Source organism: Methylobacterium sp. M6A4_1b (assembly GCF_053345175.1).
This window is the reverse complement of sequence record NZ_JBKEZQ010000030.1, coordinates 27,958-40,411: the sequence shown is the minus strand read 5'-3', so window position 1 is coordinate 40,411 and position 12,454 is coordinate 27,958. Positions and strand designations below refer to the sequence as shown.

13 protein-coding genes are annotated in these 12,454 nt (G+C 72.2%); 3 read left to right on the top strand and 10 right to left on the bottom strand.

Features of this window, described 5'->3' with window-relative positions; genetic code table 11:
* The 4 genes from rfbA to rfbC all read right to left on the bottom strand — a co-directional run.
* A partial coding sequence (gene rfbA / locus ACLBWX_RS20280; RefSeq protein ID WP_447678786.1) for a glucose-1-phosphate thymidylyltransferase RfbA occupies positions 1-786 on the bottom strand: 786 nt, incomplete at its 3' end.
* Complete coding sequence (gene rfbD, locus ACLBWX_RS20275; RefSeq protein ID WP_447678177.1) at positions 783-1,718, bottom strand: dTDP-4-dehydrorhamnose reductase; 936 nt, start codon at positions 1,716-1,718, stop codon at positions 783-785. The genes rfbA and rfbD, both read right to left, overlap by 4 nt.
* Positions 1,719-1,723: 5 nt before the next feature.
* The gene (gene rfbB / locus ACLBWX_RS20270) at positions 1,724-2,788 is read right to left on the bottom strand and encodes a dTDP-glucose 4,6-dehydratase (protein WP_447678178.1); all 1,065 of its coding nucleotides are present in this window, start codon (positions 2,786-2,788) and stop codon (positions 1,724-1,726) included.
* Positions 2,789-2,918: 130 nt separating this feature from the next.
* Entirely contained in the window at positions 2,919-3,473 is a 555-nt protein-coding gene (gene rfbC / locus ACLBWX_RS20265; protein ID WP_447678785.1) for a dTDP-4-dehydrorhamnose 3,5-epimerase, read from the bottom strand.
* A 239-nt stretch (positions 3,474-3,712) separates the two neighbouring features.
* Between rfbC and ACLBWX_RS20260 the strand changes: the two genes are divergently transcribed.
* Complete coding sequence (locus tag ACLBWX_RS20260) at positions 3,713-4,282, top strand: hypothetical protein (protein WP_447678784.1); 570 nt, start codon at positions 3,713-3,715, stop codon at positions 4,280-4,282.
* A gap of 18 nt (positions 4,283-4,300) precedes the next feature.
* Here the strand turns inward: ACLBWX_RS20260 and hpxZ are convergent, their stop codons facing one another.
* The 6 genes from hpxZ to ACLBWX_RS20230 all read right to left on the bottom strand — a co-directional run bounded on the left by hpxZ (position 4,301) and on the right by ACLBWX_RS20230 (position 9,646).
* Positions 4,301-4,681 carry an oxalurate catabolism protein HpxZ gene (gene hpxZ / locus ACLBWX_RS20255; protein WP_447678783.1) on the bottom strand — a complete coding sequence of 127 codons (381 nt, stop codon included), beginning with the start codon at positions 4,679-4,681 and terminating at the stop codon, positions 4,301-4,303.
* 11 nt (positions 4,682-4,692) lie between these two features.
* Entirely contained in the window at positions 4,693-6,117 is a 1,425-nt protein-coding gene (locus ACLBWX_RS20250; protein WP_447678782.1) for an AtzE family amidohydrolase, read from the bottom strand.
* Positions 6,114-6,314 carry an AtzG-like protein gene (locus ACLBWX_RS20245; protein ID WP_447678781.1) on the bottom strand — a complete coding sequence of 67 codons (201 nt, stop codon included), beginning with the start codon at positions 6,312-6,314 and terminating at the stop codon, positions 6,114-6,116. The genes ACLBWX_RS20250 and ACLBWX_RS20245 overlap by 4 nt, the downstream gene beginning before the upstream one ends.
* A 61-nt stretch (positions 6,315-6,375) precedes the next feature.
* Positions 6,376-7,992, bottom strand: a complete 1,617-nt coding sequence (locus ACLBWX_RS20240; RefSeq protein WP_447678780.1) for a regulator — start codon at positions 7,990-7,992, stop codon at positions 6,376-6,378.
* Positions 7,993-8,066: 74 nt separating this feature from the next.
* Positions 8,067-8,741, bottom strand: a complete 675-nt coding sequence (locus ACLBWX_RS20235; RefSeq protein ID WP_447678779.1) for a cysteine hydrolase family protein — start codon at positions 8,739-8,741, stop codon at positions 8,067-8,069.
* Between the two features lie 164 nt (positions 8,742-8,905).
* Positions 8,906-9,646, bottom strand: a complete 741-nt coding sequence (locus ACLBWX_RS20230; RefSeq protein ID WP_447678778.1) for a GntR family transcriptional regulator — start codon at positions 9,644-9,646, stop codon at positions 8,906-8,908.
* Between the two features lie 355 nt (positions 9,647-10,001).
* Between ACLBWX_RS20230 and ACLBWX_RS20225 the strand changes: the two genes are divergently transcribed.
* Positions 10,002-11,003 (top strand): hypothetical protein, encoded by a 1,002-nt coding sequence (locus ACLBWX_RS20225; protein ID WP_447678777.1) that lies wholly within the window; start codon positions 10,002-10,004, stop codon positions 11,001-11,003.
* Between the two features lie 89 nt (positions 11,004-11,092).
* Positions 11,093-12,454, top strand: coding sequence for an 8-oxoguanine deaminase (locus ACLBWX_RS20220; RefSeq protein ID WP_447678776.1), 1,362 nt, complete (start codon positions 11,093-11,095; stop codon positions 12,452-12,454).

Below are 12,454 nucleotides of genomic sequence, written 5' to 3'. Positions count from 1 at the left end.
GCCGATGAAGCCCTGCAGGTAGGCGATCTCCTCCAGGCAGGCCACCTGCAGGCCCTGGCGGTGCTGGAGCGTGCGCACGAACTCGGCCGCCTCCAGCAGGCTGTCATGCGTGCCCGTGTCGAGCCAGGCATAGCCGCGGCTCATGCGCTCCACGTGCAGTTGCCCGCGCGCGAGATAGGCCTCGTTGACGCTGGTGATCTCGAGCTCGCCCCGGGCCGAGGGCGTCACGCCGGCGGCGATGTCGAGGACCTGGTTGTCGTAGAAGTACAGGCCCGTCACCGCCCAGGGGCTCTCGGGCGTCACCGGCTTCTCGACGAGGCGTAAGGGGCGTCCGTCGGGGCCGAGGGTGACCACGCCGTAGGCCGAGGGGTCGTCGACGTGGTAGGCGAACACCGTGGCGCCGGTCTCGCGGGCGCGGGCCTGGGCCAGCATCTCGCGCATCCCCGAGCCGAAGAACAGGTTGTCGCCCAGAACCAGGGCGACGCTGTCGTCGCCGACGAACTCGCGCCCGATCAGGAAGGCCTGGGCCAGCCCCTCCGGCCGGGGCTGGAGCGCGTAGCTGAAGGACAGCCCGAACTGCTCGCCGGTGCCGAACAGGCGCTTGTAGTTGTCGAGGTGCTCGGGGCTGGAGATGATCAGGATCTCGCGGATGCCCGCCAGCATCAGCACCGAGACCGGGTAGTAGATCATCGGCTTGTCGTAGACCGGCAGCAGCTGCTTGTTGATCGACAGGGTGGCCGGGTGCAGGCGCGTGCCCGTGCCGCCGGCCAGAACGATCCCCTTCATGCCTGTGTCTCCGTCGTTGTCCGTTCGGGGCCGACCAGCCGGTCGAGGATGTCGTCCAGGGCCTGTTCCCAAGGCCGCGGCCTCAGGCCGTAGGCGGCCGTGAGGCTCGCCGTCGAGAGCACCGAATAGGCCGGCCGGCGGGCCGGGGTCGGGAAGGCGCTGGTGGGAATGGCGTCCACCGGCACCGCGCGGGCGCCGCGCCGGGCCGCGCCCGCCACGATGGCGCGGGCAAAGCCGCACCAGGTGGTGGCGCCCGCATTGACGAAGTGGTGCGTGCCGGTGGGCGCGCCGGGGTCGCGGGCCAGCGCCTGGGCGATCTGGGCCAGGCCGGCGGCGAGGTCGCCCGCGCTGGTCGGGCTGCCGTGCTGGTCGTCGACCACGCTCAGGCGCTCGCGCTCGTTCGCCAGGCGCAGCATCGTCTTGACGAAGTTGCCCCGGTGCGGGCTCATCATCCAGGCGGTGCGGATGATGGCGTGGCGCGGGTTGGCGCTGCGCACCGCGATCTCGCCGGCCGCCTTGCTGGCGCCGTAGACGCTCTGCGGGTCGACCGGCGTGTCGGGGGTGCAGGGGGCCTCGGTCCGTCCGTCGAAGATGTAGTCGGTGGAAACGTGCACGAGCGGGATGCCGGCCTCTGCGGTGGCCGCGGCGAGCAGTGCCGGTGCCACCGCGTTCAGGCTCCAGGCCGCGGCGATCTCGCTCTCGGCCCGGTCGACCGCGGTGTAGGCGGCCGCGTTGACCACCGCCGCGTAGGGGCGCGCGCCGAGAGCCGCCGCGATCGCGGCGGCGTCGGTGACGTCGAGGGCCGTGCGGCTCGGGGCGTGCAGGCGCGTGCCCGCGTCCCAGAGCGCCGGCGCCTGCAGCTCGGTGCCGACCTGGCCGGCCCCGCCGAGGATCAGGATGTCGCGCGGTGCGGCGTTCTCGGAGGCTGCCATCGGGCTCACCCCGCCTTCGGGGCGGTGCCCAGGCCGAGGCGCTCGCCGGTGTAGCGGCCCTCGCGGATCGGGCGCCACCAGGCCTCGTTGGCGAGATACCAGCGCACGGTCTCCTCCAGGGCGCGCTCGAAGTCCTGGGTCGGGTGCCAGCCGAGCTCGGCCTCGGCCTTGGCGGGGTCGATGGCGTAGCGCCGGTCGTGGCCGGGCCGGTCGGCGACATAGGTGATCAGCCGCGCGTGGGGGGCCTGCTCCGGGCGCAGGCGGTCGAAGGCGGCGCAGAGCGCCTGGACCACGCCGAGGTTGTTGCGCACCGCGCGCCCGCCGAGCAGGTAGGTCTCGCCGACCCGGCCCCGCTCCAGCACGGCCACGAGGCCGCGGGCATGGTCCTCCACGTGGATCCAGTCGCGCTCGTTCAGGCCGTCGCCGTAGACGGGCAGCGGCTTGCCCTCCAGCGCGTTGAGGATCATCAGCGGGATGAGCTTCTCGGGGAAGTGGCGCGGGCCGTAGTTGTTCGAGCAGTTGGTGACCAGGACGGGCAGGCCGTAGGTCTCGTGCCAGGCGCGGGCGAGATGGTCGGAGGCGGCCTTCGAGGCCGAGTAGGGCGAGCGCGGGTCGTAGCGGCTCGCCTCGGTGAAGAAGCCGTCGGGCGGCAGCGAGCCGTAGACCTCGTCCGTGGAGACGTGCAGGAAGCGGAAGGCCGCCTTTTCGGGTCCCGCCAGCGTCTCCCAGTGGCTGCGCGCCCCGTCGAGCAGGACCTGGGTGCCGACCACGTTGGTGCGGATGAAGGCGCCCGGATCGGTGATCGAGCGGTCGACGTGGCTCTCGGCGGCCAGGTGCATCACCGCCTCGGGCCGGAAGTCGGCGTAGAGGGCGTGCACGGCTCCCGGATCGCAGATGTCGGCCTCCACCAGGCGGTGGCGCGGGTCGTCCGCCAGCGGCTGGAGCGAGATCGGGTTGGCTGCGTAGGTGAGCGCGTCGAGGGTCGCCACTTCGTGCCCCAGATCCTGCACCAGGTGCAGCACGAGCGCCGATCCGATGAAGCCGCAGCCGCCGGTGACCAAGATGCGCATGGGATGACGGGTCTCTCGTGAGGCCGGATCGATGGACGATCCGGCGATGGGGTGATGCGGCGGGACCGGCGCCGGCCGGGCCGTTCGCCGCAAGAATCGTCCGCCGCAAGAATCGTCCGCCGCAGGAGCTTCAGAAAAGCGGCGGAAGATCGGCCAGGCGCGGGGCGACCCGGTCCTTGGCCGAGAGCTGGGCCTCGGCCTCGCTCACCGGCCAGGCGATGGCGAGCGCCGGATCGTTCCAGAGCAGGCCGCCGTCGTGCTCGGGGCTGTAGACCCCGCCGGCGACCTTGTAGGCCACCATGGTGTCGGGTTCCAGGGTGCAGAAGCCGTGCCCGAAGCCGACCGGGATGTAGAGCTGCTCGCCGCCTTGCGCATCGAGGCGCACGGCCACGTGCCGGCCGAAAGTGGGCGAGGCGCGGCGCAGGTCGACGGCGACGTCCAGGATGGCGCCGGAGAGCACCCGGATCAGCTTGGCCTGGGCCATGGGGGCGCGCTGGAAGTGCAGGCCGCGCACGGTGCCGCGCGGGGCGGAGAAGGACTGGTTGTCCTGGACGAACACGTCCGCGATGCCGGCGCGCGACAGGATGTCGGCCCGGTAGGTCTCCGAGAACCAGCCGCGTTCGTCGCCGAAGCGCGCGGGCACCACCCGCCGCACCGCCGGAATCTCCGTCTCGATCACCTGCATGCCGGGTAAACCTCGAAAGCGTGAACCTGATCCGTCCTTGGCAGGGCTCGATCCCGCGCTGTCAAGCGTCGGAGGTGGCTGTTCGACGTCGATCCCATCTCCACGGTGGCAGGGCGTCGATGCGATCCCGGGCGCGCGGCCCTGTTTCCGACACAGGACCTCGCGACACCTGACGGGGTTCGACGTTGATGGACCTCTCAACCCCCGGGCATCGGGATCGGCCCGGACGGAAAGTACCGATGATCGCCATTCAGATCACCGCCGGAACGTTCGGCCCTGGGCCGGGATCGTACGAATTCGGCGTCTTCGGGTTGCCCGACGGAAGCCTGCGGGGGGTCGAGGACCTGGAGGACCTGGTCGTCGCGCCGCCTGAGCGGGAGACGCCGCGGCGCAGCGGCATCGCGCGGGGCCTGCGGGAGGCCCTGGCGGCCACCGGCCCTCTGCCGAACCCGCTGGGCCTCGCCGCCGCCATCGCGCAGGCCGGCCTCGACGTCCTCGGCGGCGACGCGCAGCCGGCCTGGTCCGTCGAGCTCCGGTTCCGGGACGGCGCCTCCGCGCTGGTTCGGACCGACGCCGAGACGGCGGCCCGGATCGAGCGGGACCGGGAGGTGGTGCGGCGGGCCGGCCTGCGCCTGCTCCCCCGCGTCACGGCCCCGTCCGGGGCGGAGGCCCCGCTGCCGGACGCCGACGGGGAAGGCACCCCGGGCGACGCATCCGCGCCCGACGGACAGAGCCTCTCTGCGCTCTTCGCCTACGAGAAGCGCGGGGGGCGCGTGCGCCGCCTGTCCAAGGCGCTCGACGGCGCCTGATCCGCCGGGACCGCCGGATCAGCCCTCGATGACGCTCACATGGGCGGCGACCACCTTCCAGCCTTCGGGAAAGCGGATCCAAGTCTGGCTCTGGCGCCCGATCCGGCCCGGCGCGCCGGGCCGGGTGAACAGCGTCATGGCGATCCCGGTATCGGCACCGTACGTGGTGATGACCGTGTCCCGGAGCTCGCGGGCCAGGCCCTCGGGCGAGCGCGCCCGGCGGAAGGCCCGGATCGCGTCCATCCCATAGAGGTTCTCACCTCCGCCGTAGCGGATCGTCCGCGGATCGTCGTGGAACAGGGCCTCCAGGGTCGGCACGTCGTTGCCCACCAGGGCCGCCTCGTAGGCCGCGAAGGCGGCCTCCACCTCGGCCTTCACGGCCGGATCGTCGATGATCATCGCGGCCTCGCTCACAGGTTCGCCACGGAGGCCCGGACCACACCGTCCCGCTCCAGCTGGTGGGCCACCCGCAGGGCGTGGTCCTCGCGCCAGGGCGCCGCGATGACCTGGACGCCGAGGGGCAGGCCGTCGTCGAGGCGCACCGGCACCGCCACCACCGGCAGGCCGATGAAGGAGATCGGCTGGGTGAACACGCCGATATTGGCCCGCACCGGCAGGGTCACCCCGTCGAGGACGAAGGTGGTCTGCCCCGAGCGGGGCGCACGGCACGGGGTGGCGGGTGCCAGGATCACGTCGACCTCGCGGAACAGGTCGTGCACGGCGGACCGGTACCAGCGGCGGAAGCGCTGCGCGCGCTCGACCAGCGGGGCGGGGATCATGGCCCCGGCGATCAGCCGGTCGCGCACGGCCGGATCGAACGCGTGACCCCGGCTTCGCAGGCGGTCGAGATGGAGGGCCGCCCCTTCCGCCGCCGTGATGAGATAGGCCGCCGCCCGGGCGCGGGCCGCCTCCGGGATCTCGACGCTGCGCGCGGCGCCGAGGGCGCGGGCGACGGCGGCCACCGCCGCGAAGGCCTCGGCGTCTCCGCCGCGCGCGAAGTAGCCGCCCGCCACCGCGACGCGCAGGCCGCCGAGGCCCTCGGCGAGGCCGGGCAGGACCGGCTCGGCCGCCCGCGTCGAGGCCACGGCATCCTCCGGGTCCGGCCCCTGCATGGCGTCGTAGCTGAGAGCGAGGTCCGTGACGCTGCGGGCCATGGGGCCGAGATGGTCGAGGCTGCCGACGAAGGGGAAGCTGCCCGCCCGCGTCAGGCGCCCGTAGGTGGGCTTGAGGCCGAAGCAGCCGCAGAAGGCGGAGGGCACCCGGATCGAGCCGTTGGTGTCGGAGCCCAGCGCGATCGGCACCAGACCGGCCCCGATGGCGCCCCCCGAGCCCCCGGACGAGCCCCCGGACATGTGCCCGAGGTCGTGCGGATTGCGGGTCGGTCCGTCATGGACGTTCTCGCCGGTGAAGTCGTAGGCGTATTCGCCCATGTTGAGGCCGCCGACCAGGATCGCGCCCGCCGCCTCCATCCGGCGCACCAGGGCGCCGTCGCGGGCCGCCGGGGCCCGGTCGCGGTTGATCTTCGAGCCGGCCCGGGTCGGCAGGCCGGCGATGTCGAACAGGTTCTTGACCGCGAAGGGCACGCCGGCCAGTGGCCCCGCGGGCTCGCCGCGTGCCTGGGCCGCGTCCACGGCCGCGGCACGGGCCTGCGCGCGCTCCGCCAGCACGTCCGTGAAGGCGTTCACCGCGCCGTCGACCCGCGCGATGCGCGCCAGGGTCGCGGCGACGTTCGCGGCGGCGGTCGTGGTTCCGTCGCGAAACGCCGTCGCCAGCGCCTCGGCCGTCAGCGTGCTCGGATCGGGACGCGGGTCCGGCATCGTGTCGGATCCGCTCATGCTTCGTAGACCGGGGCGGCGTCCGCCTCGTCGGGCAGGGGAAACGCGGCCACGGTGGCGGCCGCGGCGCGCAGGACGGCGAGGTTGCTGCCGATGGCGCCGATCCAGGCCGGATCGAGGGGAATGGCGAGCAGCCCGGCCGCCGCGTCGATATAGGCGTCGAGGCCGCCGGGCGGCGGGTCGTTGGGCTCCGACATGAGCGTCCTCCCGAGGTGTTCCCCCCCGCGCGGCCGGAATCCCGGCCACGCGGAGCGGCGTCTATTCTGCCGCCACGGCGGCGTGAGTCGAGGGCGGCCGTGCCGGTGCGGCCGCCGTGGAGCGCGCCGCGGCGTAGAGCAGGGCCGCCACCATCGCGTACGCAAGCGCCAGGCCGGGCGTCACCGCGATGCCGACGGCGGGGCCGTGCATGAAGCCGAAGAAGGTCAGCGCCGCTCCGGCGAGGGCGAAGGCGGCCGCCTTGGCGAAGTCGCGCTCGATGATGAACACCGCGATGGCGCCGAGGATCAGTCCCCCCAGGATCGCGCCCTCGCCGAGGACGCCCAGGCCCTCGTAGAGCACGCCCGCCTGCCCCAGCTTGGCGAGGCCCACCGCCGCCGCGCTGGTGCCGGCCGCGCCCAGCGCCCCGTCGATCAGGGTCTTGGCCCAGGCGGCGAGATGCGGCGCGAAGGCGAGCACGATGGCCGGCGCGTGGGAATGGGGCGTCTCCTGGAAGGCCTGCGCGCCGATGAGCATGCCGATGTAGAGCAGGATCGGGGCGATCGCGACCACGGGCACGAGGCTGGAGAGGAGCGAGACCAGGTTGAGCCAGCACAGGAGCAGGACCACCGCCCCGGTGGCGAAGGAATAGCCGATGCGCCCGCCCATCGCCTTCCAGCCGGGATGGCCGATATAGACCGCATTGATGAAGGGGTTGCCCATCAGGCAGCCGATCAGGCTGACGACGCCGTCGGCGGTGAGCACCCGGGTGGTGGGATAGGGGTCGCCCGCCACCTCGGCGCTCTCGACGTTGTCCATGGCCTCCACGAGGTCGTAGATGCCGAACGGGATCGCGGTCACGAGGATGATCCCGATGAAGTCGAAGCCCGAGAAGACGTGACCGACGGCGGGCAGCGGCACCGAGAAGCCGACGCCCTGGAGCGCCGCCGCGAGGCCGGGGCCGCTGACGCCGCCCAGGTCGAGGCCGAACAGCTTGGCCCCCCAGGCCACCACCATCCCGAACAGGATCGCCACGAGGCCCGCCGGCAGGCGGCCCGGGTAGCGCAGGCCCCCGAACCAGGCGAGCAGGATGATCGCGAAGGCCACGACGCCGATCACCGGGGTGGTGATGAGTTCGAGGGCCGGGCGCATGGCGATGAAGGTGACGGAGACGCCGGCCAGCGTGCCGAGCAGCGCCGCCCGCGGGGTGATCCGCCGGATCACCGGGGCGGCGAATCCGCCGATCATCAGGATGAAGCTCTGGATGAAGACCCAGGCGAGGCCCGCCTCCCAGGCCTTCAGCGGATCGCCGGTGGCGAGCTTGATCGGCAGCATGATCACGAAGACCACGATGAACATGTGCGGCACGCTGATGCCCGACGGCAGCGCGCAGACGTCGTCGCGCCCGGTCGCCTTGGCGAGCCGGTAGGCGAGCCAGCCGTAATAGGCGGTGGAGAGGCACAGCATCAGTCCGATGGCCGGCAGGATGCGCCCGAAGGTGATCGCGTCGGGCATGCCGAGCACGAAGCGCAGGAGGCCGGTGAGCACCAGGAGGTTGACGAGGATGTTGGTGCCGAAGCCGAAGAAGGCGTTCCAGTCGCCCGGCACCCAGAGCCCCGGACGGAAGCCCCCGCCGATTCCGGATGTCGCCGGCCCCGTCCCGTGTGTGTCCGCCGCCATGACCCTGGTCCTTCCTGCTGGTGTGCCGCTCCCGCGTGCCTGGACGTGGTTTCGGTCGGGCGTCGGACCCGCGCTCAGCGCCCGGCGCCGAGGACCGCGATCACCACCGACGAGTCGGCGACCCAGCCGAAGATGCCGCCCTGCGCGGCGATCATCGCGAGGCCGACCCGGTGGAATTCGGGAAAGTACGAGGCGCACCCGTCCCCGATCGCCACGCAGCGATAGCCGCGGTCGTTGCCCTCGCGGATCGTCGTGTGGACGCAGACCTCGGTGGTGACCCCGCAGACCAGCAGGGTGCTGATTCCGCGGGCGGCGAGGACCGCTCCGAGATCGGTGGCGTAGAAGGCGCCCTTCCCCGGCTTGTCGATGACCACTTCGCCCCGCATCGGCGCCAGCTCGGGGACGATGCCGTGGCCCGGTTCGCCCCGGATCAGGATGCGGCCCATCGGACCCGGCGCGCCGATCCGCGCGGAGGGCTCGCCCCGCTCCAGCTTGGCCGGCGGCGCATCGGAGAGGTCCGGCTTGTGGCCCTCCCGTGTATGCACGATGAGAATCCCGGCCCGGCGCGCGGCGGCGAGGACGGCGCGGATCGGCGGCACGGCCGCCTGGAGCAGCGACACGTCGTTGCCCAGGGTCTCGCCGAATCCGCCCGGCTCCAGGAAGTCGCGCTGCATGTCGATGATCACCAGCGCGGTGGTCGCGGGATCGAGGGCCAGGGGGGCGGGTTCGGCCGCGAGGATGTGGGACATGCCGGGGCACCGGGTCGGAGGGTCGTTCCCAGCGACGGGCGTGCAGAGGCTGCGCCCGACCGCGAATCTGCCCCGATCATGTATGCACGGATGCCGCGCGACACGCCCAAATTATGCCCGATCCTGCCTCGTTGTCCGGCAGGCTGCGACATTCAACGGCGCGGTCAGCGGCGCAGCCGCTCCAGGCGCAGGCCGGCCGGTTCGATGGCCGCGCGCTTTCGCCGGCCCGGGGCCTCGCGGGCCGTCGCACGGTCCTGGGCCGGGACCGCGTCCACGGCCTCGAACGCGTCCTCGACGATGCTCATGTGGATCAGCATGGCGGCATTCGCCGCGGACGCATCCCGCGACAGCACGGCGCGGACGACGGCGCCGTGCTCCGCATGCGAGCGGTGCAGGCGCCCGGGCGCCCGGAACTGCGCCCGCCGATAGGGCGTGAGGCGCTGCCGGAGGGAGATCGCGATCTCCTCCACCACGCTGTTGTGCGCTCCCGTGTAGAGGGCGCCGTGAAACGTCTGGTTCGCGTCGGCGTAGCCCTCCCGGTCACCGGCCTCGGCGAGGCGGCCCATCGCCTCGTGCAGGTTCTGCAGGGCGGCCCGCTCGGCGGGGGTCATGCTCAGGGTGGCGAGGCGCGCGCAGGTCGCCTCGACCTCGCCCATGGCGATGAAGAGCATGTCGAGCTCGTCGGGCGTGATCGTCCGCACCGTGGCGCCGATGCGGGGGCGAAGGTCGATCAATCCGGTCCCGCTGAGCAGGCGCAGGGCGTCGCGCACCGGCGTGCGCGAGACGCCGAAGCGCTTGGCGAGGACCTGCTCGTCGAGATGGACGCCCGGCGCGAGGGTTCCTGCGAGGATGTCGCCGGCGATCTCGTCCGCCAGGCGTTCGGCACGGGTTTGGGACGCGGGCACGGGCTCTCGATGGACTCGCCTGCACGGCCACGAGGCAAGCCGGAGGTCGTGGACGCATCCTAGTGCGGGTTTCGCCAAAGACCCAGGGCGCCGCGCCGGCGGATGCGGGGATTCGGCCCCGTCCCGCGTGGTTCCGGCGGCTCTGGCCCCGGAACGGGGAGGCCCGCTCGGCGAGGTCGCCACAGGAGGCGGGTCGGATCGGATTCCGGGCGGAAGGCCGTCCCGTCCCGGGCTCGGCCGACGCGGCTGTTGCAGATTTGTCGCCTTCGCGCGCCGATGCCCGGATGCCCCGCGTGCTGGCATACCGGTTGCTGCGGTGCACATCCGACGGGCGAGCAAGCCTCCGGGGGACGACATGACCATCACGAAGTTCGCTCTGCCCATGGCGGCCGCGGCCCTGTGCCTCTCCGCCCTCGCGCCGGCCATCGGTGCCGATCTGAAGACCGAGAAGGCTCCGGCGGCGCCCGCCGAGGTCCCCTCCGGGTTCTTCCTGTTCTCCGACACCCAGGTCAGCTACCGCTACCAGTTTCCCGCGGCCAACCCGGGCAGCCAGGTCCAGCGGGCCGACGGCAGCTTCCGCAATCAGGACGCCCCCAAGCACATCCTCAACATCTCCCACGCCGATGCGTGGGCCTACGGGACGAACTTCTTCTCCCTCGACATCCTGAAGTCGGGCGCCCAGTTTCCCGCCGGCGTCACCGACGGCTTCGGCGTGCCGACCTTCTACGATTACGGGAACACCGAGGCCTACGGCCTCTACCGCGGCACCCTGAGCCTGAACGCCCTCACCGGCACCAAGGCCTTCGTGGTGCCCGGGATCGTCAAGGACGTGTCCCTCGCCTTCGGCTTCGACGCCAACGCGCAGAACGACGCCTTCGGCTCCAAGAAGCGCGACGTGGTGGGCGGCCTGAACTTCGCCTTCGACGTGCCGGCGGGCTTCCTCAACGCCTCGGTGCACGCCTACAAGGAGTGGAACCGCAACGGATTCAACGTGGCGCCCAACCGCGACGTCAGCTTCGACGTCGTGCCGGAGTTCGAGATCGTCTACAACTTCCCGCTGACCTTCACGGGCCTGCCCCTGAGCATCGCGGGCTTCAACAACATCGTCCTGCCCAAGGGGCGGGGCGTGCGCGATCCGGGGGCGTTCGCCTTCAATCCGAAGACGGGCCTGGAGTTCCTGTCGCGCACCAACCTGGTTCTCGACCTGGGCAAGCTGATCTACGATCAGCCGAACCGGGTCGATGTGTTCGTCGGGTTCCAGTACTGGCACAACAAGTTCGGCAACATCGAGCGCTTCAACTTCAAGGGCACCGAGGAGAAGAGCTTCCTGGCCGGTGTCGCCTTCCACGTCCTGTAGGAGCCGGGCGCCGCGCGTCGACCGATCCGCGCTCGCCATGCAGGATGTCTGCGCCGGCGCGCGCGGACCTTGAGGAGAAGACGGACAGAATGGTCGAAGCCAGCCCATCGAAGCGCCTCTGGATCCGCAACCCCCTGGCGATCCTGGCCGAGGATTCCGGCGGCGGCATCGTCGTCGAGGGCACCCGCATCGTCGAGCGGGTGCGGACGGGCGCGGCGCCCGCCGCCCCGGTGGACGAGACCTTCGATGCCGCGCGCCACGTGGTCATCCCGGGCCTCGTCAACACGCACCACCACTTCTTCCAGACGCTGACCCGCGCCCATCCGGTGGCGATCAACAAGCCCCTCTTCCCCTGGCTGAAGGCGCTCTACACCGTCTGGGACCGGATCACCCCGGAGGCGTTCCGGCTGGCGACGCGGCTGGCCTATACCGAGCTCCTGCTCTCCGGCTGCACCACGGCGGGCGACCACCACTACCTCTTCCCCAAGGGCCTCGAATCCTCCGTCGACATCCAGGTGGAGGAGGCCGGGCCGCTCGGCATCCGCGCCTTCGTCACCCGCGGCTCCATGAGCCTGTCCGAGCGCGACGGCGGCCTGCCCCCCGAATGCCTGACGCAGGACGACGACACCATCCTGGCCGACAGCGAGCGGGTCCTGCGCCTGTTCCACGACCCGAAGCCCGGCGCGATGGTGCAGATCGGGCTCGCCCCCTGCTCGCCCTTCAACGTGACGAAGCGCCTGATGCGCGAGAGCGCGGCGCTGGCGGACGCCCACGATTGCCGCCTGCACACCCATCTCGGCGAGACGCTCGACGAGGACCGCTACTGCGTCGCGATGTTCGGCCAGCGCCCGGTGGACTATCTGGAGGAGGTCGGCTGGATGGGGCCGCGCACCTGGCTCGCCCACGGCATCCACTTCGACGATGCCGAGGTGAGGCGCCTCGGTGCCGCCGGCGTGGGCGTCTGCCACTGCCCGACCTCGAACATGACCCTGGCCTCGGGCCAGTGCCGGACCTGCGAACTGGAGGCGGCGGGCAGCCCCGTCGGCCTCGGCGTCGACGGTTCGGCCTCCAACGACAGTTCGAACCTCATGGAGGGCGTGCGCCACGCCCTGATGATCAACCGCCTGACCTACGGGGCCGAGGCCGTGACCCATCTCGACGCCCTGCGCTGGGCGACGGAGGGCTCCGCCGCCTGCCTCGGGCGCAGCGACATCGGCCGGATCGCGGAGGGCCGGGAGGCGGACCTCGCCCTGTTCACCCTCGACGAACTGCGCTTCTCCGGCGCGCACGATCCGCTGGCCGCCCTGGTGCTCTGCGGCGCCCACCGGGCCGACCGGGTGATGGTGGCGGGCGCCTGGCGCGTGGTCGACGGCCAGCCCCTGGGGATCGAGACCGGGCACTTGCGCGAGGCCCATACCCGCCTCGCCCACACGCTGTTCGGGACGCTCTAG

What these genes read in the sequence shown, in the direction of transcription:
- ACLBWX_RS20260 (WP_447678784.1), top strand. Translation starts at nt 3,713, where the DNA reads ATGATCGCCATTCAGATCACCGCCGGAACGTTCGGCCCTGGGCCGGGA.
- ACLBWX_RS20245 (WP_447678781.1), bottom strand. Translation starts at nt 6,314, where the DNA reads ATGTCGGAGCCCAACGACCCGCCGCCCGGCGGCCTCGACGCCTATATC.
- ACLBWX_RS20225 (WP_447678777.1), top strand. Translation starts at nt 10,002, where the DNA reads ATGACCATCACGAAGTTCGCTCTGCCCATGGCGGCCGCGGCCCTGTGC.
- rfbB (WP_447678178.1), bottom strand. Translation starts at nt 2,788, where the DNA reads ATGCGCATCTTGGTCACCGGCGGCTGCGGCTTCATCGGATCGGCGCTC.
- rfbD (WP_447678177.1), bottom strand. Translation starts at nt 1,718, where the DNA reads ATGGCAGCCTCCGAGAACGCCGCACCGCGCGACATCCTGATCCTCGGC.
- hpxZ (WP_447678783.1), bottom strand. Translation starts at nt 4,681, where the DNA reads ATGATCATCGACGATCCGGCCGTGAAGGCCGAGGTGGAGGCCGCCTTC.
- ACLBWX_RS20240 (WP_447678780.1), bottom strand. Translation starts at nt 7,992, where the DNA reads ATGGCGGCGGACACACACGGGACGGGGCCGGCGACATCCGGAATCGGC.
- ACLBWX_RS20250 (WP_447678782.1), bottom strand. Translation starts at nt 6,117, where the DNA reads ATGAGCGGATCCGACACGATGCCGGACCCGCGTCCCGATCCGAGCACG.
- ACLBWX_RS20235 (WP_447678779.1), bottom strand. Translation starts at nt 8,741, where the DNA reads ATGTCCCACATCCTCGCGGCCGAACCCGCCCCCCTGGCCCTCGATCCC.
- ACLBWX_RS20220 (WP_447678776.1), top strand. Translation starts at nt 11,093, where the DNA reads ATGGTCGAAGCCAGCCCATCGAAGCGCCTCTGGATCCGCAACCCCCTG.
- rfbC (WP_447678785.1), bottom strand. Translation starts at nt 3,473, where the DNA reads ATGCAGGTGATCGAGACGGAGATTCCGGCGGTGCGGCGGGTGGTGCCC.